At 61.4% G+C, this 25,396-nt stretch carries 22 protein-coding genes; 12 read left to right on the plus strand and 10 right to left on the minus strand.

The annotated features are described in order from the left end of the window. Nucleotides 1-6 precede the first annotated feature (6 nt). From N4S67_RS20100 to N4S67_RS20115, 4 genes are all read right to left on the minus strand, one after another. Nucleotides 7-1,488, minus strand: coding sequence for an aldehyde dehydrogenase (locus N4S67_RS20100; RefSeq protein ID WP_260994790.1), 1,482 nt, complete (start codon nt 1,486-1,488; stop codon nt 7-9). Nucleotides 1,489-1,532: 44 nt separating this feature from the next. Continuing rightward, the gene (locus N4S67_RS20105; protein WP_260994791.1) at nt 1,533-2,279 is read right to left on the minus strand and encodes an SDR family NAD(P)-dependent oxidoreductase; all 747 of its coding nucleotides are present in this window, start codon (nt 2,277-2,279) and stop codon (nt 1,533-1,535) included. After that, nucleotides 2,279-3,385 carry an alcohol dehydrogenase catalytic domain-containing protein gene (locus N4S67_RS20110; protein ID WP_260994792.1) on the minus strand — a complete coding sequence of 369 codons (1,107 nt, stop codon included), beginning with the start codon at nt 3,383-3,385 and terminating at the stop codon, nt 2,279-2,281. The genes N4S67_RS20105 and N4S67_RS20110 overlap by 1 nt, the downstream gene beginning before the upstream one ends. Nucleotides 3,386-3,500: 115 nt before the next feature. Beyond that, nucleotides 3,501-4,331: an N-acyl homoserine lactonase family protein gene (locus tag N4S67_RS20115; protein WP_260994793.1), complete on the minus strand. Its 831-nt coding sequence runs from the start codon at nt 4,329-4,331 to the stop codon at nt 3,501-3,503. A gap of 264 nt (nt 4,332-4,595) precedes the next feature. Between N4S67_RS20115 and N4S67_RS20120 the strand changes: the two genes are divergently transcribed. The 5 genes from N4S67_RS20120 (at nt 4,596) to N4S67_RS20140 (ending at nt 9,060) form a co-directional block, all read left to right on the plus strand. After that, entirely contained in the window at nt 4,596-5,420 is an 825-nt protein-coding gene (locus tag N4S67_RS20120) for a cupin domain-containing protein (RefSeq protein WP_260994794.1), read from the plus strand. A gap of 207 nt (nt 5,421-5,627) precedes the next feature. Then, the gene (locus N4S67_RS20125; RefSeq protein WP_260994795.1) at nt 5,628-6,818 is read left to right on the plus strand and encodes a DUF3500 domain-containing protein; all 1,191 of its coding nucleotides are present in this window, start codon (nt 5,628-5,630) and stop codon (nt 6,816-6,818) included. 469 nt (nt 6,819-7,287) lie between these two features. Next, the gene (locus N4S67_RS20130; RefSeq protein ID WP_260994796.1) at nt 7,288-8,130 is read left to right on the plus strand and encodes a fumarylacetoacetate hydrolase family protein; all 843 of its coding nucleotides are present in this window, start codon (nt 7,288-7,290) and stop codon (nt 8,128-8,130) included. A gap of 74 nt (nt 8,131-8,204) precedes the next feature. Continuing rightward, nucleotides 8,205-8,630 carry a DUF1761 domain-containing protein gene (locus N4S67_RS20135; RefSeq protein ID WP_260994797.1) on the plus strand — a complete coding sequence of 142 codons (426 nt, stop codon included), beginning with the start codon at nt 8,205-8,207 and terminating at the stop codon, nt 8,628-8,630. 109 nt (nt 8,631-8,739) lie between these two features. Beyond that, complete coding sequence (locus tag N4S67_RS20140; RefSeq protein WP_260994798.1) at nt 8,740-9,060, plus strand: antibiotic biosynthesis monooxygenase; 321 nt, start codon at nt 8,740-8,742, stop codon at nt 9,058-9,060. A gap of 282 nt (nt 9,061-9,342) precedes the next feature. On the opposite strand, the gene N4S67_RS20145 is transcribed toward N4S67_RS20140, so the two are convergent. The 3 genes from N4S67_RS20145 to N4S67_RS20155 form a co-directional block, all read right to left on the minus strand. After that, nucleotides 9,343-10,476: a cobalamin-independent methionine synthase II family protein gene (locus tag N4S67_RS20145; RefSeq protein ID WP_260994799.1), complete on the minus strand. Its 1,134-nt coding sequence runs from the start codon at nt 10,474-10,476 to the stop codon at nt 9,343-9,345. A gap of 306 nt (nt 10,477-10,782) precedes the next feature. Continuing rightward, nucleotides 10,783-11,364: a TetR-like C-terminal domain-containing protein gene (locus tag N4S67_RS20150; RefSeq protein WP_260994800.1), complete on the minus strand. Its 582-nt coding sequence runs from the start codon at nt 11,362-11,364 to the stop codon at nt 10,783-10,785. Between the two features lie 252 nt (nt 11,365-11,616). Beyond that, nucleotides 11,617-12,078 (minus strand): SRPBCC family protein, encoded by a 462-nt coding sequence (locus tag N4S67_RS20155; protein WP_260994801.1) that lies wholly within the window; start codon nt 12,076-12,078, stop codon nt 11,617-11,619. A gap of 456 nt (nt 12,079-12,534) precedes the next feature. Between N4S67_RS20155 and N4S67_RS20160 the strand changes: the two genes are divergently transcribed. After that, the gene (locus N4S67_RS20160; protein WP_313959977.1) at nt 12,535-13,146 is read left to right on the plus strand and encodes a class I SAM-dependent methyltransferase; all 612 of its coding nucleotides are present in this window, start codon (nt 12,535-12,537) and stop codon (nt 13,144-13,146) included. A gap of 492 nt (nt 13,147-13,638) precedes the next feature. Here the strand turns inward: N4S67_RS20160 and N4S67_RS20165 are convergent, their stop codons facing one another. Both N4S67_RS20165 and N4S67_RS20170 read right to left on the minus strand, forming a co-directional pair. Continuing rightward, the gene (locus tag N4S67_RS20165; RefSeq protein ID WP_313959968.1) at nt 13,639-13,776 is read right to left on the minus strand and encodes a hypothetical protein; all 138 of its coding nucleotides are present in this window, start codon (nt 13,774-13,776) and stop codon (nt 13,639-13,641) included. 684 nt (nt 13,777-14,460) lie between these two features. Next, nucleotides 14,461-15,195, minus strand: coding sequence for an SDR family oxidoreductase (locus tag N4S67_RS20170; protein ID WP_260994803.1), 735 nt, complete (start codon nt 15,193-15,195; stop codon nt 14,461-14,463). 518 nt (nt 15,196-15,713) lie between these two features. Between N4S67_RS20170 and N4S67_RS20175 the strand changes: the two genes are divergently transcribed. The 3 genes from N4S67_RS20175 (at nt 15,714) to N4S67_RS20185 (ending at nt 20,608) form a co-directional block, all read left to right on the plus strand. Beyond that, entirely contained in the window at nt 15,714-16,469 is a 756-nt protein-coding gene (locus N4S67_RS20175) for a cupin domain-containing protein (RefSeq protein ID WP_260994804.1), read from the plus strand. 100 nt (nt 16,470-16,569) lie between these two features. Beyond that, entirely contained in the window at nt 16,570-18,363 is a 1,794-nt protein-coding gene (locus N4S67_RS20180; protein WP_260994805.1) for an acyl-CoA dehydrogenase, read from the plus strand. A gap of 1,234 nt (nt 18,364-19,597) precedes the next feature. Beyond that, nucleotides 19,598-20,608: a quinone oxidoreductase family protein gene (locus N4S67_RS20185; RefSeq protein ID WP_260994806.1), complete on the plus strand. Its 1,011-nt coding sequence runs from the start codon at nt 19,598-19,600 to the stop codon at nt 20,606-20,608. 489 nt (nt 20,609-21,097) lie between these two features. Here the strand turns inward: N4S67_RS20185 and N4S67_RS20190 are convergent, their stop codons facing one another. Beyond that, nucleotides 21,098-21,745 carry an MBL fold metallo-hydrolase gene (locus tag N4S67_RS20190; protein ID WP_260994807.1) on the minus strand — a complete coding sequence of 216 codons (648 nt, stop codon included), beginning with the start codon at nt 21,743-21,745 and terminating at the stop codon, nt 21,098-21,100. A 1,010-nt stretch (nt 21,746-22,755) separates the two neighbouring features. Here N4S67_RS20190 and N4S67_RS20195 point away from each other — a divergent pair. From N4S67_RS20195 to N4S67_RS20200, 3 genes are all read left to right on the plus strand, one after another. After that, nucleotides 22,756-23,961: a cytochrome P450 gene (locus N4S67_RS20195; RefSeq protein WP_260994808.1), complete on the plus strand. Its 1,206-nt coding sequence runs from the start codon at nt 22,756-22,758 to the stop codon at nt 23,959-23,961. 11 nt (nt 23,962-23,972) lie between these two features. Continuing rightward, nucleotides 23,973-24,176, plus strand: coding sequence for a ferredoxin (locus tag N4S67_RS28070; protein ID WP_390893479.1), 204 nt, complete (start codon nt 23,973-23,975; stop codon nt 24,174-24,176). 557 nt (nt 24,177-24,733) lie between these two features. Beyond that, on the plus strand, nt 24,734-25,390 hold the full coding sequence (locus N4S67_RS20200) for a class II aldolase/adducin family protein (RefSeq protein WP_390893480.1): 657 nt from the start codon (nt 24,734-24,736) through the stop codon (nt 25,388-25,390). The last annotated feature ends 6 nt before the right edge of the window (nt 25,391-25,396 follow it).

Below are 25,396 nucleotides of genomic sequence, written 5' to 3' on the forward strand. Positions count from 1 at the left end.
GCCTTTCTAGGTCTGGATCGAGAACGGGTCGCGCACAGAGTCCGAGAGATCAACCATGACGTTCTTGGTCCGCAGGTACGGGTCGATTGCCTCAAGTCCTCTTTCGCGTCCGTATCCCGACTTCTTGACACCTCCGAAGGGAGCTTGTGCAGCGCTGGAGCGGTAGGTGTTGACCCACACCATGCCGGCGAGAAGTTCGCGTGCAACTCGATGCGCGCGACTGAGGCTCTCGGTCCAGATACCCGCAGCCAGGCCAAATTCGGTGCCGTTGGCGATCGATATCGCATCGGCTTCGGTGTCGAATCGGATGATCGACAACACCGGGCCGAAGATTTCCTCCTGCGCGATGCGAGAGGCCGGATCGACGTCAACGAACACAGTTGGTTCGATGAACAGGCCGTCAGGCAGCTCGGGATCCCGGACCGCGCCGCCCCCGCAGGCGAGCTTGGCGCCCGAGGACAGGCCGACCTCGATCATGCTCAGTATTCGCTTGTGCTGGGCCATATTGGCTGCCGGACCCATTTGCGTCGTGTCGAGCGCCGGATCACCGACCCGGATGGTGCGAGCGCGTTCAGTGACATGCTCGACCACTTCGTCGTAGACGTTCGACTGCACCAGCAATCGGCTTCCGGCTATGCAGGTTTGACCACTGGCCGCGAATATTCCCGCCACCGCACCGATGACCGCGCGATCCAGGTTGGCATCATCGAAGATGATGTTCGGCGATTTTCCACCGAGTTCAAGGGTGACCGGCACCAGGTTCTTGGCGGCGGTCGCGGCGATCGCCTGACCGGTGGCAACGCTTCCGGTGAAGCTGATCAGCCCTAACCGGGCGTCAGCAGTCAGCGCGGCACCGGCCTGGTGTCCGCCCGTGATGACGTTGAAGACTCCGGGCGGGAAGCCTGCCTCTTCAATGAGTTCTGCCAACCGAATGGTGCTGCGCGGCGCCAGCTCTGACGGCTTGACCACGACACAGTTTCCTGCGGCGAGCGCGGGCGCGAGCTTGTTCGCGAGAAGCTGCATGGGGGAGTTCCATGCGGTGATCAGCGCCGCGACGCCGACGGGTTCGCGCAGTGTGTAGTCGAATGTCGACAGATTGTCCATCGGGATGGTGCGTCCGGTGAGCTTGTCGGCGATACCGGCGAAGAATCGGTAGTTGCGCGCCGCAAACCGTGCCTGCATCGTCGTTTCGCGTAACAGCTTGCCGTTGTCTGCGGTCTCGAGGCCACCGAGTTCATCGGCGTGCATGTCGATTAGGTCGGCGAGGCGGTGCATCAGTTGGGCACGTTGCGAGCCGGTGGCGTACCGCCACGTTTCGTCGAAACCATGCTGTGCGGCGCTTACCGCGTCGTGGACCTCGGCCGGTGTGGCATCGGAAACCAGGCCGAGCAGGTCCCCGCTGAGCGGGCTACGCACCTCCAGGGCGCGGTCGGGATTGACCGGCGGGCGGTGATTGCCGATCACCATCGGATAGGTCAGGGGGGACACGGGACTCCTTCGATTCGTTGGCGCGCGTCGACGCGTTCGGGGTGTCAGAAGTGCGCGGTGCTTCCGAGTCCGCCGTCGACCAGGATGTCCTCACCTGTGATGAACGACGCCAGCGGAGAGGCCATGAACAGCGCGACGTTGGCAATGTCCTCCGGTGCACCGAGCCGCGACAGCGGGGTCTGAGAAATGGTCGGTGTGGCGTGCTCGGGATCGGCGAAATAGGTGTCGTTGAGGCCGGTGACGATGACGCCGGGGCTGATCGAGTTCACCCGGATGCCGCGCGGGCCCAGCTCTCGTGCCAGCTGTCGGGTGAGCGCGAGGATTGCGCCTTTGGTCGCACTGTAGGCCGGATAGCGGTATCCGAGATGTGCTGTGATCGAGGCAATCTGGATAATGGCCGACCCGTCGGGCATGTGGGGGGCGATCGCTTTGAGCACATTGAAGTACCCGGTGAGATTGACCGAGATGACGCGGTTCCAGTCGTCCGGCGATGTCTCGGTGAGGTCTTTGCGGATCATGACTCCCGCTGCGTTGAGCGCAACATCAAACGCCATGGTTCCGACGGCGGCCTGCACCCTTGATAGGTCCGCCACATCGGCGACAGCGGTCGTGACGTTGTCGACTTCTGCGTAGGACTTCTCGAGGCCCGCGGCGTCGGCGTCGAGCGCGACCACCTCAGCGCCAGCGTGGGCCAACAAGCGCGCGCAGGCTCTGCCGATCCCTGATGCGGCGCCGGTGACGATTGCTGATTTGCTAGAGAAATCAAGGAGATTGGTGGTGTAAGTCGTCATTACGAGCTCCGTAGGTTGATATTCGGTGGTTCGGTGGTGCGGCTCGTCATCGGATCGTGCGACAGGGAGTCCGGCAACCCGTTTGGTGGCCAGCTGAATACGATCTTGGCCATGCTGCCTTGATCGGCGTCGGACATGGCGTCGCGGAAGTGCTCGATGGACGTAACCCTGTCCACTGTCCGCATCAGGTCGATGTCGTTGCGCAGGACGAAGTCGAGGATATCGGGCCAGTCTCTGACGCCGAATATCCATGAGCCCCTTACGCATAGTTCGCGCAGGATGATCTCGCGCGTCGGCCCTATCGAGCTGTTCGCACCGAGTCCGACGAGGACAATCGTGCCTCCTCGGTGTGTGACCGTGGCTGCTTGGTGGTGAACCGCGGTCGCACCGGTCGTCTCGATGACCGTATTAAATCCCGCGCCGTCGGTACGGTCGAGCAGTATGTCGGTAAGCTCCGGTTCTGAGCCGTCGACCACCTCGCAGCCGAGCTCGGCCGCGGCCTCGCGTCGCTCGCCAGACAGGTCGATACCGACGGTCCGCAACCCCATCAGGTTGGCGATCACCACGGTGTTGAGGCCAACCGGGCCCAGACCCCACACCGCGAGTGACGATGGGGGTGCGCTCGTCTGCTTGACCGCGGCCCACGCCGTACCGAAGCTGCATGCCAGGACGGCGCCTGCCTCGAAACTCACTGAATCGGGCAGCGGCAGCGCTTGGCGCTCATGGACGACTACGAACTCGGCGTTGGCGCCGTCGCGACTGCGCTGCATGACGTGCTGCTGCGCTTGCGGACAGTCCTTGAACCGGCCACCGTCGCACGCGGAGCAGTGTCCGCATCCGCCGACGTGGTACACCACGACCCGGTCCCCGAGTGAGACCGTTCGGACGTCAGCGCCAACCGCTGCGACGACGCCGACAGGTTCGTGGCCACAATAGAAGTCAGCTGCCGCGCGGCGTTCTTGCGCGGATTGGCGGTAGTAGTGCAGGTCGGATCCGCAGACAGCAGTCGCACGCACGCGGACAAGAACCTCGCGTGGCCCGCAAACCGGGGTGGGTTTGGTCAGGAGCGCGATCTGTCGGTCGCCGCGGAATGCGAATCCACGCAAGGAAGTAGCCCTTCTCGTGCGTTCGGTGGTGGCGCTCCACCGTCAGCTCATGCAACCCTCGACGATAGGTGACATTATGCATAATCGTCAATGTGCGGGGCGGCTCGGCTCTGATTCACGCCCCGCTGTGCTGGGGCGTCGGTGCCACATCGAGCCTGGTGATGAGTTCATCACCGTCCAGAGTGGGGTAGCGAAGCGCCGTTTCGGGGTCGTGGCCCAGCACGATGTGATCGGGCCCCGGCGCCATGCGGTCGATCGTGGCCGAGGCCGAGCAGTAATCGTCGACGCTGATGACGACGGGAAAAGGAACCCCGGTTGCGTCGCATCCGCAGTCGTTGCGTGCGAAATGCCGGGCGTCGGAGGCGAGGACGACGGACCCACGCTTGGTTGCCACACGGACGATCTGGGTGCCCGGCGTATGTCCGCCGACGTGGTGGATGCTCAGTCCTGGTGCGAGTTCCTCTTCGCTTCCGGTGAAGCTCACCCGCCCTTCGAAGAGGAGCTCGACGACGTCCTGCAGCTGGCGGGTGTCGAACGGCCGACGCAGGTAGCGGTGTTGCATCGCGGGTCCGGTCACAAACCGGAATTCCTCAGGGTGCAGGTGGATTCGCGCGTTGGGAAAAGAGGACAGGTTACCGGCGTGGTCCCAGTGCAGGTGAGTCAGGATGATGTCGTCGACGTCAGCTGGATCGATGCCCATCAGGGTGAGGGAGTCCAGCGGCGATCGTTCGAAAGTCACCCCCCGGGCTGCGGCGGTGATCTCGTCGCAGCCGGCATCGATCAGAACTGTGCGGTCGGCCGATCGGGCCACCCAGCAGTAACAGAAGAGGCGATGGTCTCGCTCGTGCGGAACGAAGTTGCTGGTGGGCATGTATGACCGTGATGCATCCCAGCCGTGATTGATTCCGTAACGCAGCGCGTACAGCGCAAAGGTGGGTTCGGCCATCACAACCTCCTGGCTGGTGCAGAGGGCGGTGGACGCTCGTTCGTCCAGGCTGTCAGGGCGCCTGCGATTGCACCGATCCCTCGGGTTTTCGTGGAACTGCCCGACGGGCTGCTGTAAGGTTAATGCATAATGCATTGCACATTCGAGCGAGGACGTCGGACTGCGGCGGGGCGAATGACGACTCTGCCGTCGCGGCCGGCTGGAGCTGAAGGTCGAGTGGTGCTTGAAAGCGTTGTGTCACAACCACAGTGAGGGGGCAGCTGGATGGCTGCTATGGAGTTCATTCGTCCGCTGGACGAGGAAAAGACCTACGACACGCCATTTCGTGGGTACCGTCAGCAGATTCTGTCCAATCTGGAGAGCGGTCTCATGTTGGCCAGCCATATCCGCGAGGGCGGGTGTGGCCCCAGCCTGCACTACCACTACGTCGACCAGATCTACTACATGATCAAGGGCACGACCAATGTGCGACTCGGCGACGAGGTGCACATTGCCGGGCCCGGATCGGTGGTGTTCATTCCCGCCGGGCTGGCACACTGCAACTGGAACGACGGGCCCGGCGAGGAATCACATTTCGAGATGATGGTTCCCCAGACCAGGCCGGTCGATCCCCTGATGTGCCCGGTCGACAGTCCCGATGATGTGCCCGTCGAACGTCGGACCAATCGTCGGGGATATGTCCTGACTCCCGTGCCGGACGCGGCCACCGAGCCGATGCCGGGCTTCCGGATGACACCACTGGCCACGCCGGCGATGGGTTCTGATCATGCGGTGGTCACCGTCGCCGAGGTCGACGCCGGAAAGGGCGGCCCCGGTACCCATGTGCACGAGTTCGACCAGTATTACTTCGTTCTCGACGGGGAGTTGACCATCGAGGTCGCGCTGCAGAAGCACGTCGTGGGTCCGATGACGTTGGTGATCCTGCCGGCCGGTGTGCCCCATCGTCAGTACAACGACGGTGCGGTCGCGGAAAAGCACCTGTCGATCATCATCCCGGCGCCTGAGGAGGGTCGGCCCTGGGACGTGGGCATCGACTTCCACCTAAACGGCAAGGAGAGCTACGGATTTCCGATCCGGCAGGGTGTGTAGACCTCGGTATGACGTTCGAGTGCCAGCGGATTGTCGTTCTGGCAGACCAAGGTGATCCGACCAACGGGGCGAGGAGACGCCATGAGTGACACTAGGACGGCGGCAGGCGACGTCGAGGGCACGTCCCCGGCGATGTCGTGGCCGCGAGAACGGTTGCGCCACTTCGGGCCACGGCAAAAAGGGTTGATTCCGGTTCGTGCCGGCCGGATGGACCTGTCCGGTGATCTGACCGCGCTGGGGACACTCATCGGGGACTACCCGTTGCCGGCCATTGCGGAGAATGCAGAGCAGCCGTGGCGAGGGATAACCACCGACGGTGACGTGATTGCCGGCCTGTATGCCCTGGCAGACCATGGCTTCGACTGCGCGCCGGCGGCGGCGGCTGCTCGCAGCTTCTTGGCGTCGTTGCCCAGTGACGTGCGTGCGACAGCACTGCATCCCCTGGATTCGTCGGCATGGCGGAAATGGTCGAATGCCTTCCCCGACTGGGAGCCTACCGGAGTCTGTCTTCAGGAAGTCGATTCGGACGCCAGGAACGCTGGAATGCGTTTGATGGAATGCAGCCTGAGCGACGCGGGATTTCGGACGGCTCGTGGTGTGATGCGCCTGAACCGCACATGCGGCGAGCTGGTCGACGATTACGCAGACACACTGACCGAATGGATGTACTTTCTGACGATCTTCGGTGAGCCCGATACGAGCCAGCCATGGGGCTGGCAGCTCTCCGGACACCACCTCGACATCAACTGCGTGTTCGTCGGCGGGCAGATAGTGCTGACGCCGACCTTCATGGGAGCCGAGCCGTGGTTCGCGGAATCGGGTTCCTTTGCCGGCACGGAGGTGCTGGCCGCTGAGCGGGCGGTCGGATACGACTTCTTTGCGTCGCTGTCGCCGAGCCAACGCGCTCAAGCGACGCTGTACCCGTCGATTCTGAGGCAAGACCTACCGCATGACTTGGCCGGACCGATCGATGGAAGACACCTCTCCGGAGCGGGTCAGGATAATCGTCTAATTCCTTATACAGGCTTGCCGGCAAAGGACTTATCGGAGCAGCAGCGTGCACGACTACGCGACGTCGTCGCGCCGTATCTGGAGCGGCTTCCCAACGGGCCGCGCCAGGCCAAATTTGATGAGGTGGACCGCTGGTTGTCGCAGTCTTGGTTCGCCTGGATCGGAGGCGACGATCCGCACGGGCCGTTTTACTACAAGTTGCACAGCCCGGTCATCCTCATCGAGTACGACAACCACGGTGGAATCTTCTTCGACAACGACGAAGCCGAACCGTTCCACACCCACACGATTGTGCGCACGCCGAACGGCAACGACTACGGCAAGGACCTCCTGCGTCAGCATTACGAGCAACACCACCACACGCAGGCGGATCAACCCTCCAATTGAGGCATGCCGGCTCGCGGCGCCTCAGCTATCGGTGCTGCCTCCCTCGCGAATCGAAGTGCCGTGGGAACGAGGCGATGTGAAAGCGCGAGCGTGATGCGCACAGCGAAAACATTGATTTCGACGGACAAGAGGGTCGCTGATCGGTCGGCGCGTTCGAGTCCTCTTGGCAAGTCAAGATCTCCTCGCCTGAGCGGTAGCAGTCTGGTGGATGAGCAGGGGACGGCGCCGTGTCGGCTAGCCGCTGCTAAGCCGGCGTGGCACCAGGCGTTCCCGGGCCAACATACTTATGGATTATGCATTGTGCAATCAGCGATGTTACCGTAACGTGCAAGCAATGGGCTGCGCGGGCAGGTGCGTTGCGAGCCCGTGGCCACCGTCATCGCCGTGCATCTCCTGCGAGCTCAGGGCGGCTTGGCGGCTGGCCAGTCCAGAAGTGTTGGCACTGTAGAGAATTCAAGGAGTAGCAAGCATGCGTATCGCCAATGTCGATGGTCGGTTGAAATTGCTGGTCGGTTCTGGTGTCGTCGACGTTGAAAAGAGCAGTGACGCCAGGTTCTCTTCCGACCCGCAAGCCATCTACGAAGAATGGGCGGATTTCCGCGCGTGGGCGGCGACGGTCACCGAGGCCACCGAACCCTTTGATCCGGACAAGGCCGGCCCGCCGGTCCCGTCGCCGCGGCAGTGTTTCGCCATCGGGCTGAACTATCGTGAGCATGCCGCCGAGGCCGGCGAAGAGGCTCCCGACAAGCCGATCGTGTTCACCAAGTTCGTCAGCTCCTTCTCGGGTCCGGTCACTGAAGTGGAATTGCCGCCAGGCACCGTGGACTGGGAAGTCGAGATGGTGGCGGTGATCTCGAAGACGGCGCGTAACGTACCGGCCGAAGCCGGCTGGGATTACGTCGCGGGACTGACTGTCGGACAAGATCTTTCCGAGCGTGCCCTACAACTGCACGGCAACTCAGCGCAGTGGAGCCTGGCCAAGTCGCTGCCGGGGTTCTCACCGCTGGGCGCCACGCTGGTGACGCCGGACGAGCTCGAGGATCGCGACAATCTACGGATCGGCTGCGAGATCGACCAGGAGATCGTCCAGGACAGCACGACAGGGCTGATGATCTATCCGGTCCCCGAGCTGGTCGCCTACCTGTCAGGGCTGCTGACTCTCTACCCCGGCGATGTCATCTTCACGGGAACGCCGCCAGGGGTCGGTGTCGCACGGAAGCCACAGCGTTTCCTCCAGGTTGGTGAGCATCTGCGTAGCTGGGTTGAACACCTCGGCACACTCGATCAGCGCTTCATCGCGCCCAAGAGCTAGGCGTTCGCGCCGACGGTCGGCAGCAAGGGCTCCAACATCGACGTCGTCCGCACGGAATCTAGAAGGAGAAACGAGTGTTAGGCCATCTCGCAGACGTCCACTGGATCGGCGTCGTCGTAGCCACCACCGCATTCGGGGCACTCGGTGGGATCTACTTCGCCGTGCTGTTTCCCAAGCAGTACGCCTACGCGATCGGCCGTGAGAACCAGTCCAACGACGAGCGAGCGGGCGGCGCCCTCTTCTATGCCGGCCCGCTGGTGTGCGCGCTTGTCGTCGTCGTAGCGGACGCCCTTTTCATCAGCGCGCTCGGCATCGGCACGGTCGGCGGTGCAATAGTGTTCGGCTTGGTCACCGGTGTGGGCTTTCTGGTGCCCATGGCTTTCAACATCGCGATCAATCCGCTATTTCCCCGTCCGTTGGTTTACGGACTGCTCAATGCTCCCTACTTCGTGATCGGAAACGTCGTGGCGAGTGTTCTTGTGGTGGTCATTCCGTGGTGAGCGGATCCGCTTGGTACTGGACCAACTCCAAAGAGCTCCTGTGAAAAGACGTACGCCGGGCAACCGCATATGCAGTGTGCAGGTAACCAACAACCAGAGAGGTTGAAAGATGACCGTCGATCCTAGCCGCAATTTCGCGACGCTGCTCGTCACTTTCCGGGTAGACCCCGCTCACATCGAAGACCTGCAGAACATCCTCGTTGAATCCAGTCAGCATCAGCTTGGCCGACCGGGATTCGTCGCCTGCACGCTTCACCGGAGCGCCGACAACACCACCATTGTGGAGTACCTCCAGTATGAAACGAAGGAGGATCTCGCGGTGATGCAAAAGGCCACCGAAGGCACACATCAGATGCCGCCCTTCCCAATCGAGGTCGATCACACGCTGCTCGACGTTGTCGATGTCCTGCACGCCGTTCAGAAGCCGTAACGCCCCCGCAGCTTGCTGAACCTTTCACCGCACGAAACGTCGACAGCACCGGGCAGACGAACGCGACACCGTTGAGATAATTGATCGACGCGCACGACGTCGTCGCCGCCGGGTATCTGACATCGGTCCTTAATTGCCTGACTGCGCTGGAGGTGACGAGCGGCCCGCCCGCAGGCGTATCCGGGTTAGTCGCGGCCTTCCCGGCCACGACGCGGCCGCAAGCTCGAGGACACGATCACGTCGTGAATCAACAGCACCGGATCAGGGTTCGGGCGCTGAGCCTCAGCCCCAGACTCTTTCGGCGACCGACGTCACCAACTGCAGTTTGTCGCGCTCGGTGGTCGGTAGGACGTGACGATCCTCGGCCGTGGCGGCCTCGCTGGCGAAGCCGCATTGCGGTGCGAGAGCCAACTGCTCCTTGGGGTAGAAGCGGGCAGCGTCTTCGATGCGCGCGACCAACTCATCGGCATCTTCGAGGTCAGCTCGCTTGGTGGAAATCAACCCCAGCGCGGCGATCTTGTCATCAGGCAGATGGGTAAGGGGAGCGAAATCGCCCGAGCGTTCGTCGTCGTACTCCATGTGGAAAACCGTGAATCCGTCCAACCGCTGGAATACCTGTTTGGTGAATTCGCCGTAGCCTCCCTCGGCCAGCCAGCCGCCAGTGGCGTTACCACGGCAGACATGAATACCCTTGCGAACTCCAGGCAGATTGAGAGAGCCGAGTTTCGAGAGCAGTTCGGTTCCGACGGACAGGAACCTGTCCGTCGGTATGCCGTTGGCGTCGAACTGAGCCCGCGCACGCTCATCGACGTAGACCGTTGCCATCTCGGGCGCGTCGATCTGAATGTAGCGGCATCCAGCATCGGCCAACTGGATCATCCACTGCTCGAGGACGTCGGCGACGTCCGCTGTGAAGTCGTAGGGATCCCGATAGACGTCCCGCGACGCTTCCGCGTAGAGACCCACCGCCAGCATCGGGCTCGGAAGGGTGACTTTGATCAGCTTGTCGGTGCGATCCGCGGCGTAGCGAAACTCGGCAACGCCGGGACACTCGCGGGCCGTGACCTTTTCGGTGACCGTGAACGGAAAAACGAACGCCTGATCGCTTCCATCCTTGCCATGAAACGTCATCGCGGTCGAAGGAACCTCACTGAGACCATTCATACCGGTGAAGAAGAAGTCCATGAAGTTGTCCCGGCGCATCTCACCGTCGGTGAGAACTTCCAGTCCTGCGTTCTCTTGCATCTTCAGCGCATTGTCGACGGCGCCGTCTTCGATCTTCTGGAAAGCCTCGGCCGAGAGAGTTCCATCGCGCAGTTGTGCGCGCGCGGCGATCAGGTCGGCCGGGCGTTGCAATGAGCCGACCACTTCCGCGTGCAGAATCGTATCCATGAGTTCCTGATCAGTCGTAGGCATCGCCGCCTCCTCGTCATAGGGAAAGCGATCGCCGCGAACTGTTCGGAAGGTATCCGAACTCGCTTGAGACTTTCGAAGAGTCGGCCCTACGGGGTGCATTCTTTGTCGGGCCAGGCAGCGGCGACCGTGCCCATCACATCACACCCGGGATCTATCGTCAATGCGTTATGCATAATTCAACTGCGTCACCGAAAGCCGCCGTTCGCTCATTCAGTCGAAGCTCATCGTGCCCTGGGCTATAGAGGGATGTGAGAGTTCGTTTGACGCCTGACCATCCCGGCGTTCGCTGTCCCGGGCGAGCGAGCCCTAGTCGCCCTGGGTGAGACTTGGAACGATTACCTCGTCAATAAGGGACTCGAGAGTTGTGCGCGTTGGAGCGCGCCCCGAGATGACGGACCGGAATAGGAGATAGCCGGGCAGCACGTCTCGAAGGGTTTCGCCGATTGAACCTTGTGGGACTTCGCCGCGGTTCATGGCTTTGTCGAGAGCAAGACCAATCAGCGCGTTCCGGTGGTCGAGGAGCAGGCCCTGAACCGCATTACGAAGGTCTTGGTTGCGCGACGCTTCGAACGTCAGCGCACCTATAGCGCTTGCTTGCGCGCACACCAACTCGCCGATTCGTAGCAAGTCGCCGCGCAGCGTGCCCGTGGCGGGCGCGGCCATGGTGGAGCGGCATCCTTCTGTGAAAGCAGTGAGCACTAGCTCCGCCTTCGTTGGCCAACGCCGATAGATGGTCGCCTTGCTGGCTTTCGCGGTGGCCGCTACGGCATCGAGCGTCAGTCCGTCATATCCGCGTTCCCTGACGATTTTCATTGTTGCGCTAAGTAGTTCGGCCTCGCGGGGCGTCCATGGCGAGTGTCCGTCAGGCGCTTGAACGGCGCCTGTCACGGTGCGTCGATCGGTCGAGGGTAGGAATACATTCGCTTAGCGCGCAGGCCATCGGCTCGGCCCTGCGGCTTCGGGACCTTGATGATAAGGTCACCGAGCTCATCAAGCATGATCACCCCATTACGGACGGGGTTGCGCACGAGTTGGGGGCCTCTCAGGCCGCTGTGGCACCATTGATGTCCACGGCCGCCGCCAGGTTCGGTTCGACTACGACCGCAGCCATGTCTTCCGTTGAATAGTCGGCGCCGGCGGTCACCGCTGGTGCTCGGCCAGGTCTGCGAGTCGGTCAAGCGATGCCCGCAGCATCACGGTCGTCGTGGCCATTGCTCGCTGCAATCGATTCTGGTCAGTGAGCGCAGTCCAGTCGTAGGTGTGGATGGCTCGCGTATGCCATGCGTCTATGGGCGTGAGTTCCCAGCGCCATAGATGTCCGGCCGGCGCGCTGCCCGCGTCGGCCGGCATCCAAGCGATGCGCCTACCTTCCTCGAACTCCACGACATGATTCTCACGGATGTTGCCTGACGTGGTCGTCATCGTGAAAACCTCGCCGACCGCGCGTACGCGTTGTCCGTCGGCGGCGCCGCCTAGGTTGCTGTTGCCGTCCCAGCGGGGCTGCTGTGCTGGATCGGCGATCAACTCGAAGATCTGATCTGCAGAGGCTGCGATGTCGCGTACTGCGCACACAACGCGTGGGATGTCAGCGTTCCCCGTCATCCCGTATCTCCATTCTCTCTGGAAAATGACACGCGAAACCCAGCGGCTCGGCTCGTCGAGAACCCAACGAGGGAGAAGCGCGCAAGGTATCACTCACGATACATTATGCATACGATGGCGCGGGCCTCCGGAGGTGGCTTCGTCGGCTCAAAATTCGGCGACAACTCCCGCTAGATGACCGTCAACCACGCTGCCGCAACGTGGACCGACGGCTGGAGCCTCCCCCGCCCATCCTCGGAGCAAGCGGCATCAATGCATCGGGAGACTCGGTTCGTGCTGCACAAAGTCTTGGACCTGACCGACGGCCGCCGCCATACTGGGTTCCAGTGTGATTGTGCCTAATTGATTGTCAACAACTGTAATCCGTCGAATTGCCGTCGTGGGCGGCCGTGTGTCGAGCGGGTGCCCCGCGCCGGTGGGAAATTGGAGAAAGGAACCTCTTTGCCAAGACGAATGATCGACAGCGTGCTATCGCAGACGCGTACTGTTATCGGTAGGTTTCCCTTCCCTCATTGGGCATCGGTTCTCTTGAATAACCCGATCCGGCGGGCGCTCGAGCGCCCGGATTCCACGATCGACAAGATCGGACTTGATGGCCACGAGCACGTACTCGAATTGGGCCCAGGACCCGGATTCTTCAGCGTCCCGTTGGCGGGCCGCCTGCCGCGTGGCCATCTCGATTTATTCGACATACAGCCCGGGATGCTGGATAGGGCGAGACGCAATCTCGAGCGGGCAGGTCATCGCAATGTGGGTTACCACGTGGGTGAAGCTGATGTTGAGCTGCCGTTCCCAGACGGTGCGTTCGACGTCGCTTTCTTGGCTGAGGTGATCGGAGAGGTTTCCGATAAGACTGCTTGCCTCAGGTCGCTGGCGCGCGTCATCAAGCCTGGCGGCGTCCTTGTCTTCCGCGAGGCGTTCCCCGATCCTGATCGGTTGAGTGTGGCTGAGCTACGAAAGTTGGCTGAACCTAACGATTTTGCGTTCGCCGACGCAATTGAAGGTCGGTGGGGCGACGTAGTTCGATTCCGTAGAAACCACTACGGCATACAAACCAAAGATATCTAGGTGGAGCATCGTCAGCGCAGATCGGCTGTTTACCAGCGAGGCGGTCACCGTAGGACACCCCGACAAGACTGAAGGCGGCAGGTGCACTGGGAGGCAGCGTGAGGCCGCCGCCTGACCGAGGTCCGCAAGGTCGACATCATCGACGGTGACCCTCGGATGGATGCGAGACTTTCCGCGCTTAGGCTCCAGAACCGGGTCGAAAGTTGAAGCTCCGTTCGTTGTTCCGCGACTTCGACGGGAACGCCACGGCGCGCCGGGCAGGGCGTCGCCCTCGACGACGGGGGCGAGAAGGGTGTGGGTGTGAGCGCCCTTGGGCCCCAATGACTCGGCGAATGTGGGCATCCACGTGAGCAACGCCTGGCTCGCCGTCACCAGTGCGCCATAAAGAGAAGCGTTGCAGTTCAGGGCTGTCGCCTGGGCGCCGAGTTCGGCGGCGATTCGGGTGCAGCTCGTGGCGGCGAAATCCTCGGTGAAGCACGTGCCTGGCAGGCTTCAGGTGATCGCGCTCTGGAACAGTCCCGAACCGGTCGGCATGGTGAGCAGTGCAGCGACGCTGCCGCCGCCGGCGGATTGACGGAAGACGATTACGTTTGCGGCGGTGTCTGCCAAAGCCGCGATGTTGTCCTGCACTCATTGCAGGGCGGCGACCTGGTCGAGCAGGCCCGCGGTTGTTCGGGGGCGCTGTCGATGTGGGCGACGCCGTCCGCGCCGACGCGGTAGTTCGAAGGCCCTCCAGAAGGCGTCCGCAGTGAATCCAGACCATGACGGGCAAACCCGCGCTAACCAGGTCCGAGGACCAGCCAGCCAGTGTCGATGCCAGAGCGTCCAACGCCGGACTGGGGCGCCGGCGGCCCAAACTGACCGTGTCTCGGACGCCGTCCAAGCGTGGGGGTCGGGCCGACCGCGCGAAGCGGTCGGCCCGACGGGTGGTTGTAGGGAATGGCGCGGAACACCGCGACCGCTTTTCCCCACGTGCCACGCACGGTTCCGGCCGCCGTAGGTGCTTGGGGGTCAGGGCGGCCACAGTCTGGCTTCATCACGGTTCTGGTGGTGACGAAGTCTCTGGACAGATTCGATTGTCCACCGGCGGCGCGAATGCTTACCGTCTCACCTATGCCTGCGGACGCACCCAACATCGTTGCCACACAGGTGGCATCGCCGCGAGTCGGCGCACTCGGTTTGCCTTCACCGCGATGATCGATTTCGCGGTCGAGCTCTCCGGTGTCACCAGGCGGGCTCTGCGCCTGTTCATTGGCTTCGGGCAGTGGAGGACATAGCGGTGCTGCACTACGATAAGAGGCCGAACCCCTCGCCTTAGATTGACATCCCTCCGTCGATCGGTAACACAGTTCCAGTTATGTAGCCCGCCTCGTGGGACGCAAGAAACCCTACTGCGAAAGACATTTCGCGTGGATCTGCGAACCGTCCCATCGGAATGCCAGCAGTGAGCTCGGCCTTATTGTCCTCCGGAATGGACGACACCATGCGGGTCAGGGCGTTCGGCGATATCGCGTTCACCGTCACGCCGAATCGCGCTAGTTCCTTGGCCGCAGTCTTCGTAAATCCCACGATGCCCGCCTTGGCGGCCGCATAGTTCGCCTGTCCGATGTTTCCGCGCAGCCCCGTGTAAGAAGTTACGTTGATCACGCGACCGAAGTTCTGGGCACGGAAATGCGCGACACACGCACGGGTCATGCGGGAGGTTCCGCCGACGTGGATGGCCATGACTTGTTCCCAGTCGTCGTCAGTCAGTTTCCAAAGCATCTTGTCGCGCAGGATTCCCGCGTTGTTGATTAGAACGTCGAGCCGCCCGGTATGCGAGATGATCTGGCGCACGGCTAAGTCGACCTCATCAGTTTTGCTGACATCTGCGCCGATGGCGATCGCGCCGATAGCCGCGGCTGACCTACTGGCTGCGGCCTGGTCGTAGTCAACGATGAAGACATGGGCTCCAGCGTCACAAAAGAAGCGACTTAGCTCTAGCCCGATCCCTTGGGCACCACCCGTGACGACGACCGTTTGGCCCCCGAAGTCGTATGCAACGTTCAACGTGCAAACCCTCTCGACAGTTACTCGGCGGTGATTCAGATCGACAAACCGCGCCTCATCAGGCCGGCGACGATGCTCGCCCGCGAGTCGGCAATCCTCTGCCGCTCGGTTGCCCATAACGTCCCGGCGCCAAGGCACACACCGGTTCGCCGGACTCCCGCATAGTAGGATACCCATCCTGCTATACAGGACACGCCGCCGGTCTGTCCAAACGCTTCCGAAGGAGGGGCGCGTGGGCGATTGCGTGTGGCCCGAGTCCACGGGAGCATCGGTGCAGTAGGTGCCGTTGACGTGAATCCTGATATGTAGTTATATACTCCTATAAAACAGGACGTCGAGCCCGTGGCGGTTCGGCTGAGAGATCACTGATGCCCTGGCGTGGCATCACCGGCCATGACGCAACACGACGTGTATGAACAGTTTTCAAGAGAGAGCTTGCGCCAACCATGCGATATCTACGCCCGTTTGACGACGCAAAGACCTATGACACAGGGTTCCCGCACTATCGTGCGCAAATCTTGAGCCGGTTGGAAAGCGCGATGATGCTGGCGAGTCACATCGGCGAGGGCGGGTGCGGACCGCAGCTCCATTATCACACAGTTGATCAGGTCTACTACATGATGTCGGGGTCGATGAACGTTCGGCTCGGGGACCAAATCCATCAGGTCGGGCCTGGCTCGCTGGTCTTCATTCCGGCTGGGACCGCGCACTGCAACTGGAACGATGGTCCAGGCAGCGAAACGCACTTCGAAATTATTGTTCCCGCACCGTCTCCGGTTGAGCCGATCGTGTACTTCGTAGACAGCCCAGCCGATGTCCCCGCGGACTTTCGTGCACGGCAAAGCGGCTACGTCTTAGCAAGGCAAGACGCTGAGACGAGCGAGCCGATGCCCGGATTCCGAATGACACCTCTGGCAGCGCCGGTGACCGGGTCCGATCACATCGTCATCAGCGTCGCCGAGATTGAACCCGGTAAGTCCGGGCCAGGCACTCACATTCACGAATTCGACCAGTATTACTTGGTTCTCGAGGGCGAGCTGACAGTGGAGGTGGCACTGCAACGCCATGTGGTCGGTCCGCAGACTTTGGTGATACTTCCGGCTGGCGTGCCGCATCGCCAATGGAACGAGGGCAACACCATCGAGACACATCTCGCGATCCTTGCACCAGTCCCGGAAGAAGGTCGCCCGTGGGATGTCGGGGTTAGATTCGAAGTCAACGGCGAAAGCCATGATGGCTTGCCGATCCGAAGTGCGGTCGAGTCAACGAAGTGACAGGCATCCGGCGTTTCCTCACGGCGACACGTGATTATGCGATGTGCCGCGATGAAGCATCAAAGTTGATCGGTGAAGAAGGCCGAATGGATATAACGCTGTGACAGTGCCGCTCTTAGCCCGACGGGACATTGATTTCTTTCTGTTCGATTGGCTGAAGGCACACGACCTGCCCTGTCGGAACAGATATGTTGAGCACTCACATGAAAACTTCAGTGCGTTTCTCGATCTGTGTGAAGATGTCGCGGCGCGCTACTTCGCGCCTCATAACAAGAAGGGCGACGCCGAAGAGCCGCAGTTCGACGGCGAGTCAGTCACGGTGATTCCTGAGGTTAAGCAGGCGCTCGATGCGTTCGTTGGCGCCGATCTCCTCGGCATCACAATGGATTACGAGGTAGGCGGGTCCCAACTTCCCAGGACAGTGGCAGACGCTGGCCTGGCATGGTTCGCGGCGGCGAACGTCAGCACCTATGCGTACCTCATGCTCACCGCGGCGAACGCGAACCTTCTAATGGCGCACGGCTCAGCGGAACAGATTGAATCCTTTGTGAAGCCCATGCTCAAAGGTGAGCATCTGGGCACGATGTGCTTATCAGAGACGGAAGCTGGTTCGTCGCTGGCGGACATCACGACGCGTGCCGAGCCGGCACAGGGAGGATGCTACCGCCTCTTCGGTTCGAAAATGTGGATCTCCGGCGGAGATCATGAACTGAGCAACAACATCGTTCACCTGGTACTGGCCAAGATCTCAGGTGGTCCAGCTGGTGCTAAAGGGATCTCACTGTTTGTCGTCCCGAAATTTGTCGTTGCTGCCGATGGTACCTATCAGCGCAACGACGTGACCTTAGTCGGTCTCAACCACAAGATGGGCTACCGAGGTACAACCAATACTGTTCTGGCCTTCGGGGATGGGGCACATAACCCAGGAGGCGCCGCCGGTGCGATCGGATACCTGGTCGGTGAGCCCCATTACGGACTGAAATACATGTTCCACATGATGAACGAGGCGCGACTGGCTGTCGGCATGGGCGCAGTCGCTTTGGGTTATACCGGCTATCTAAAATCGGTCGCGTATGCGAAAGAGCGGCGACAAGGCCGAGCAGCGAAATCCGCTGGTGTGTCCGCTGCGCCGGTCGCCATCATCGAGCACGCGGACGTCAAGCGCATGCTCCTAGCGCAGAAGTCATACGTGGAAGGCGCTATGGCCCTCGCGTTGTTCTGCTCGCGGCTGGTGGATATTGCCCAGAGCCCGTTATCACCGGACGAAGGCGTGTCTGCCGAGCTCATGCTCGACGTTCTCACACCCGTAGCGAAAAGCTGGCCATCTCAGTGGTGCCTGGAAGCCAACCATCTGGCGATTCAGGTCCACGGAGGTTACGGATACTCCCGTGAATACGACGTTGAGCAGCACTACCGAGACAACCGACTCAACGCGATACATGAAGGTACTTACGGAATTCAAAGCCTTGATCTGCTGGGGCGCAAAGTCGGTCAACTAGACGGTGCCGGTCTGGCGGTTCTCGATTCCGCCGTGCGGAATACGATTGCCGAAGCGGCGGCTCACGGGGGAGAAGTGGGGGTTCACGCAACTGCGTTGACAGCTGCGTGGACAGATCTCCTGTCGGTTACCGAGGTTCTGCTGGTGCACGACGATCTCGAAGTGTCGTTGGCTAACAGCGCCATCTATATGGAGGCATTCGGCCATATCGTGGTCGCGTGGATCTGGCTGCAGTTGCTGTGCGTCGTTGGCGCGCGCGACGGCGAATTCTTCGACGGTAAACGGCAGGCGGGCAGCTTCTTCTTCCGCTACGAGCTACCGAAAACCGGTGCGCAGCTAGCACTTCTGCGCAGCAAGGACCGGACGACAGTAGACATGCGGCCCACATGGTTCTAGGTCTTCGTCTACGGTTGCGGCGACGCGTTGACGATCGCAGCAGCCGGCTAGTGGCCGACCCTGTCAACATAGAGATCAATCTGCTGGCGATCAGCTTATCTGTTGCGCTAGAGGTTCCTCCCGACTTCGCGGCTCAAGAGGGTATGGCGTGGTACGGATGCAATGGCGTCTCGGCGAAGCGATGGACTAAGGCCTTGTTAGGCCAACGACGGACCGGCGCAAGTATTCATGCTGGAGCGCGCCGCCTCCACAGACATGTCTGTCCGAGGTCATCGATGCCCTACGTAGCCGTTGTTCCATACAAGCAAGTCAGCGCTGCCGATCAGTATCCGCCCAAATGCCGGAGATCTGACAGGGATTGGAAACCGCTCGTGATGAGCGGATTCGTGCCGGCACGCGCCCGCGCACTCGCTATGGCTGTCGGCTGTCGCGAGCGGCGACAATGCCGCACCGCGCAGAGACCGCTTTAGTGAGTGCAGCTTCGCGAAGAGATGCGCCTGACGATTATACGAAGGCTCACACCGCAGCCCGCCATGGTCAAACATCGCAGAGCGGCGCCCAAGGGCGGCCACAGAGCAGTTTCGCCACTCCTACGAGGCGCGAACGTACGCAGATGTGTTTGTGCGTCGTGATGACCGGTAAGCCGCGATTCGCACGATTGTTACGGCTGGTTCTATGGCGGTGCTCTGAGGTGTGCCAGTGGTTGGTGGTGAGAACAGGCGGCTCAACTAGCAGTGTGCTGGCGAACGTTTACGCGTCGCAGCGACAAGCGGGTTGCTCGACCGATATTCACGCCACCTCGTCGTCGCGGTTGGCTGCTCAGTGGTCATGCGAAGGACGTCTCATTAGATGGTCTCGGTCCGGTGACGTTGGAACGCACGGCGCGACCGTTCGGGCCCGTGCTGATGCGGCCGGCTTCCACGGGAAACCAATCCATCTCATTGCCATCAATCGTGCGCACGAGACCAACGACCTCGACGTTGTGAAGCGATGGTTCCGACTACCCAGCCTCACACACAATCTTGTTGGCCGCAAGAACTTTGAGGTCGGTGCTTGGTCCGAAGAAGGTCGGAATCGCGGTGCGTCGTCGGCGTTTTGGTCAACCTGCGAGCACTCGAACTATGAGCTGCCAGATCGCCTCTAACTATCGAACACAGATGAGGACAGGAGATGCCGTATGAAAGCTGTGCGACTGTTTGAGCATGGAGGTCCGTCTGTGTTGAGGTACGTAGAGGTGCCGGAACCGGACGTCGGTGACCACGATGTCTTGATTCGGGTGCGGGCGACGGCGGTCAATATGTGGGACTTGCGATATCGCAAAGGCATGCTGCCGCCGCCGTTACCGGGCCGTCCGGGCTGGCCTCTGCCGTTCCAATTGGGCCGCGATGCCGCCGGCGAGGTCGTCGCGGTCGGTGCCGCAGTTGAGAAGTGGTCCGTGGGCCAAAGAGTCGTCCAGATGCCCCACCCGGCTTGCGGGGGTTGCCCGATGTGCTCTCGCGGAGCCGACAACCTGTGCATTAACACCGCCTATCCCGGTCATCAAATATTCGGTGGCTACGCACAACTCATCACCCGTCCCGAGGATGCGATCTTGGGTATTCCCGATGGTGTTAGTTTCGAGAAAGCGGCTGCCACTCTCTGGTCTTACACCACCCCGATGAATTGTGCCCGCCGTCGCGCACCTGTCGGTGTCGGGGACACAGTGGTCATCACCGGAGCCAGTGGTGGTTTGGCAACTGCGGCTGCCCAGATCGCGCGGTTGTGTGGGGCAACCGTTATTGGGACGACTACCAAACCTGCGCGCCGTGCGGCCTTAATTAACGCCGGGTTCGATCACATCGTCGACTCGGCAGGAGCGGAGGCACCGGACGAGATCAGGGCGCTGACCGGCGGTCTGGGGGCCGACGCGGTCTGGGACTCTGTTGGCGGATCTTCGTTCTTGGCGCTGGCATCAGCCTGCACACGCTTAGGAGGCAAGATCGCCATCCTCGGGGCACCGCTCACCGAGACCGGGTCGGCGTTGTCCACGAATGCGCAGGCGCTGGTGTTTGGTGAACTTGACATAGTCGGTGTGCGGGGGGCCACCCGCGATGATCAGCGGCGCTGCGTCGATCTACTAAGTGATGGAAAGATTGACCCGGTGATTGCTCGCGCATTCCCATTGAATGAGGCTGCCGACGCCCACGAATTCGTCGAAAGTCAGCAACACATCGGGAAGGTACTGCTGATACCAGAGCACTCTTAGCGAAGAGACCGCGCGGCTACTACGAGGACCGTAGTAGTGGCCGCGTCCTATTCCCACCAATCGCGTTGATTTGGGCGGCAATGAAATCGCCGACTTTCACGACAGTTGGGATCGCATCGATAGGCGGCATCGGGTGACTCACGTTAGAACCGATCAGCATGCCACTCTAGGAACGGCTGACGCAGCCAAGAGGGCGAGCTACTTCGTCGCCGCCTGCCGGCTTAAGTCTGCTGAGTTTTTGACGCTTCGCTGCGCTGTGGAAGTGAACCGTCGTTCCGCCGGGGTCAACGGGGGTGACTCCTGTCGGCGTTGTGACTGAGTGATCGATGTGTTGGAGCGGTAGGTCGCGGCGACGTGGCAACTCAGCTCCGAGGCGGCGGATCTCATACCCCTCCTCGTATTCGTGTGATGCCCGGGAAACTCATGCGCCGGTCGCACTCTACTGACCCAGTCCAATCCAGAGAAGGGCTCCTGCTATGCAGGTCATCACTACAGCGACACCGATTCGCCGCTTGCCAGAGGAAGAAACTCAGTGCCGGCTGGACTGAGCTTGCTCAGGATGTCGGAGTGCAAATCGCGGTGCGGCTTGGCGAGTCCGCCTTGGTGGATGGGTATTACGACCTTCGGCGCGACCAATCGCAGGTAATCGACAGCTTCTGCGAGTTTCATCCACGGGCCGCCGATGGGTAGGAGTAGGACGTCTACCGCCTGGGACGGATACCAGAACGCGTCGCCAGGGTGAAGCAGTCGACCATCGAAAAGGTAGGTGTTGTTGACGGGGTGTGGCAGCTCGCAGTGAATGGTGGCGTGAGGAACCTTCGTGGCAACAACGTCGACACCGGCGACATCCAGCTTTACCCCCGCGGCGTCGTCGGCCACCGTCACATTGGTGATGTCGGCATCAGCTAGCACCCGGTCCGAGTCGGTGTCGGCAACGATCGTCCGCGGCATCCTCGTGTGAATGAGCTCTTGAACGGTGGGCAGGTGAAGGTGATCGATGTGGCTGTGAGTGAACAAGATCGCGTCGATGTCGCCACTGGACCGCTGTGGCTCACTCATGCTGCCGGGGTCGATGAGCAACCTGCTCGCGTTGGTTTCGACAAGCACGCAGGCGTGACCAAAATGGGTGATTTTCACGTGTTCTCCTTCAGAGGTAGTAGACATTAGCATTCCTGATATACACTCTCAACGTCCTAACTAATAGGATGATCCGCATCGCACGTGGTGCGATGCGCGATTGGTACGGGTTACCGATCCCGCCTCAACGGGGTTACCGGCACTGCAGTGTCACGCTCAGGCGGGATTCATGGGGAACGCATCGGCGGATTTGCCGCGGGCCGCGGATCTTCCGAGTGGCTCAAGTGCGCATGCTGGAATCTATCCGCGGTTTGCCTCCCGCGGTGCGTGCGGTCGCCGGCGACGTAAACCGGACGGTGCTTGACGCGTCGGTTGGGGCGATTCGTGGCCTGCATAGACCTCGTCGAGACCGCGCACTCTGTGCGTTTGTCGTTCGAACTGGGGGCACGTACTACCCGTCAATGCGGGAGCTGCCGCCAGGTACTGCCGGCATGGGCTCCCTAGAATGAAGTCGCTCCCGTACTCAACGCGACTCCGTTCGAGCGCTTCAGAAGTCGAACGCTCACTGACTCAGCAGTGTTGCAGGCCAGCTTCGCTCAGAGCCGTAATGATGGCCTAGCTGTGTCGCAGGCGAACTCGATGAGCATATGTTGGTAGGGGCGGCGCCCATCTGCAATTCCTGCCGAAGCGTTATTGCTGCGGTCAGCGCTGCAGCGTTGGCTGCCCGAGTAACGCGCCCTCAATCGAACCGATTACGAAGCCGTTGAGGCGGCTGCCGCCCACATCTCGACACAGCTCTGGGAGAAGACAGATGTGTGCAGCCGGCCCGCCAGAGATGGTGAAACCTTGGCCGATCCACAGTCGGGGGTGGGTGTCAGGCGACAGCGACTGTCACCCGGTAATCGCGCAGCCCGCCGCCGCCGACCAATCGCAAAGTGCGAACGATCGCACTCAATTGCGTCCTGTTATTCAGGGATCTAATTGCCTATATCAGGACATCGCTGTACGGTCGAAACACGCGCGAGCGGGGCAGCGCTTCGCGACAATGGGGCCAGATGGGAGTCTGAACGATGTCAGGGTCGACAACACACCTGCGGCGTTTCGAATCGGACGTCGACCTCTTCTCTCGCGAGCAGGTCGACAACCCATACCCGGTGCTGGCTGAGTTACGCGAACTCGCCGGCGCCGTTTACATGACTCATAACGACTTCTGGTTGCTGGCGCGCTACGACGACGTCAGGGCTGCATCTATGGACTGGCAGACCTACACGTCCGCCAAAGGGGTCGGCCTGATGGACTGGTTCAACCAGTCTCTCGCCGGGTCGGTACTGGCCACAGATCCGCCCGAACATGACGGTCTGCGCTCCGTACTATCCGAGAAGCTCGCTCCCCGTGCGTTGAAGACACTTAGCGATGACATCCGGGGCAAGGCAGACGACCTGGTCGACGAACTGTTGCGTCGCACGGAATTCGACGCGGTTGAGGACTTGGCCCGAGTCTTCCCGATCAATGTCGTCGCTGACCTCATCGGGTTGCCCACCGAGGGCCGCGAGCGCCTCCATCCCGGAGCCGACGCCATGTTCACCGCCTTCGGGCCGGAGACGCCTGAATTAGCCGAACGGCTCCCGGCGATCCAGGCGTATATGGAGTGGATGAGCGAGGTTGCCTCCGGCGGTCGTCGATTTGCACCTGGCAGCTGGGGGGAAGCAGTTATGGACTCGGTTGCCGAGGGTACCTTGACCGAGGTGGGTGCGCTGAGCACACTGGGCGCTTATCTCACTGCGGGAATGGATACGACGGTCAACGCGATCGGTTCACTGTTGCGGCTTTTCGCTGTCGAGCCGGATGTGTGGACAATGGTGCGTAAGGAGCCGGCTCTCGCGCGCGAACTCTTCGAGGAGGTGCTCCGATGGGAGTCACCATTGGTCGGGTTCTTTCGCGAGACGACCCGTGACGTCGAGGTTGACGGCGTCAGCATTCCGGACGGCTCGCGTGTGATGCTCAATCTCGCCGCTGCTAATCGCGACCCACGCCACTACGCGAATCCCGACGTTTTCGATCCAAGGCGTCGGCCGTTCGATCATTTGGCGTTCGGATACGGCGTCCACGCCTGCGCCGGTCAAGGGTTGGCACGGTTGGAGGTCCAGGCCCTCGTCGAATCGCTCATCCCCAGGGTGTCACGTTTCCACCTGCAAGGACACGTTGAGCGCCGTTACAACCCTGTGGTTCAGAGCTGGGAATCGATTCCGGTGACCGTGGACAGAGTCGAAAAGTGACCGAATTCAGGGTGATCGCCGACCGCGCATTGTGCGAGGGGCACGGGTTGTGTCAGCAAGTGGCCCCCCAAATCTACTCGCTTGACGAGGAGGGAACTGTGCACGTGGAACTCGATCGCATCGATGAAGGGCTTCGCACTAGTGCGATAGATGGAGCCCAGGCGTGTCCGGTTGCAGCACTGACTGTTACCGCGCTTCCCGGGTCATCCGAGTAGGCAACCGTGATCGTGCGTGATACCTCGTCGCCTTCCCGTTTACCGCCGAACCGAGAGTGGTCCTTGGTCGAGAGGAACTCTTGCTCGGCCGCGCCAGCAATAGTCTGGGGCGCCACTCGGTGGCGGACTGACGACATGATGATGCGCTTGAGCAGGTCAGCGGCGCACGCAGGGTGTGATTATGGGCGGCACGTAGATGCCGAGGAAATCCAGTTTCAGATCAGCGGTCGTCGGCTCCTCACCACCCAACGCGACACGTTGCTACTCGAGCCGGGCGATGTCGTACGCGTCCCGGTCGGAGTCGCGTCCGCTAGCACCAATACCGGTCCTAGCGCCCACATCACAGTGGCTTCGCGACGGCCCGTCAGGCGACTCGCTGATGGCGTACGAACTGCTGGTGCCCACCGACCTGACGGATATCAGACGCCTACGTGCTCGGTGTTGGGCGACCGGTGATGCGGGACTCGCCGATGGATGATCGTAGTCGAGGAGTGAATACTGAAGCGGCGGAGACGGTATCGGCATCGCGCGCGCTCGCAGTCAGCGGACAAGGCGATATGGTTTGGGGACACGTCGCCGTGCGTGACGGGCGCGGCCGGGGTATCTGGATAAAGGCGCCTGGGTGGGGTTTGGAGGAAACTCGCGGTGACCGAGTTCAGTTGGTGTCCTTCGATGGCGAAGTACTCGTGGGCAGCGGAGCTCCGCACAAGGAATGCCACATTCACCTCGAGTTCTTTCGGATGTACTCCGACCTGCAATGTGTCGCGCATACACACGCCCAAGCGGCCATCGCATTCGCCGCTTTGAATACCCCGTTGCTGCCCATCTCGCATGATGCCGCCATCTTCGGCGGTGCGGACGTCCCGCGCTTCGACATCACAGGGGGCTTGATCAACACCCCTGAACTCGGGGTGGCCTTGGCTCAAGTCCTGGGTGAGTCCCCGGCGGTGCTGATGCCGAAGCACGGCCTCGTCGCTGCTGGCCGATCGGTACCAGCGGCCGTGATGCACGCAGTGCTGCTTGAACGTTCCTGCGCATTGCAGCTTCGCGCAATGGCGGCCGGCCCGATTGACGTCTACTCCGACGCGGCCGAGGCGCGGATTAAGCGTGAACAGTGTTGGCCAGAAAGCCAGCTCGTAGCGGGATGGAATTACCTTTTGCGTATGGCTGATGCGGCAACCGCGGATGCTGTCATTCGCCGAATGCACGACTGACATCCC

Origin of the sequence: Mycobacterium deserti, from assembly GCF_025345615.1 — a bacterium.
GTDB lineage: Bacteria > Actinomycetota > Actinomycetes > Mycobacteriales > Mycobacteriaceae > Mycobacterium > Mycobacterium deserti.

Coding starts and splice junctions, on each gene's coding strand:
- N4S67_RS20200 (WP_390893480.1), top strand. CDS start 24,734: ATGGTTTGGGGACACGTCGCCGTGCGTGACGGGCGCGGCCGGGGTATC.
- N4S67_RS20195 (WP_260994808.1), top strand. CDS start 22,756: ATGTCAGGGTCGACAACACACCTGCGGCGTTTCGAATCGGACGTCGAC.
- N4S67_RS20125 (WP_260994795.1), top strand. CDS start 5,628: ATGGACCTGTCCGGTGATCTGACCGCGCTGGGGACACTCATCGGGGAC.
- N4S67_RS20130 (WP_260994796.1), top strand. CDS start 7,288: ATGCGTATCGCCAATGTCGATGGTCGGTTGAAATTGCTGGTCGGTTCT.
- N4S67_RS20140 (WP_260994798.1), top strand. CDS start 8,740: ATGACCGTCGATCCTAGCCGCAATTTCGCGACGCTGCTCGTCACTTTC.
- N4S67_RS20145 (WP_260994799.1), bottom strand. CDS start 10,476: ATGCCTACGACTGATCAGGAACTCATGGATACGATTCTGCACGCGGAA.
- N4S67_RS20115 (WP_260994793.1), bottom strand. CDS start 4,331: ATGGCCGAACCCACCTTTGCGCTGTACGCGCTGCGTTACGGAATCAAT.
- N4S67_RS20155 (WP_260994801.1), bottom strand. CDS start 12,078: ATGACGGGGAACGCTGACATCCCACGCGTTGTGTGCGCAGTACGCGAC.
- N4S67_RS20105 (WP_260994791.1), bottom strand. CDS start 2,279: ATGACGACTTACACCACCAATCTCCTTGATTTCTCTAGCAAATCAGCA.
- N4S67_RS20120 (WP_260994794.1), top strand. CDS start 4,596: ATGGCTGCTATGGAGTTCATTCGTCCGCTGGACGAGGAAAAGACCTAC.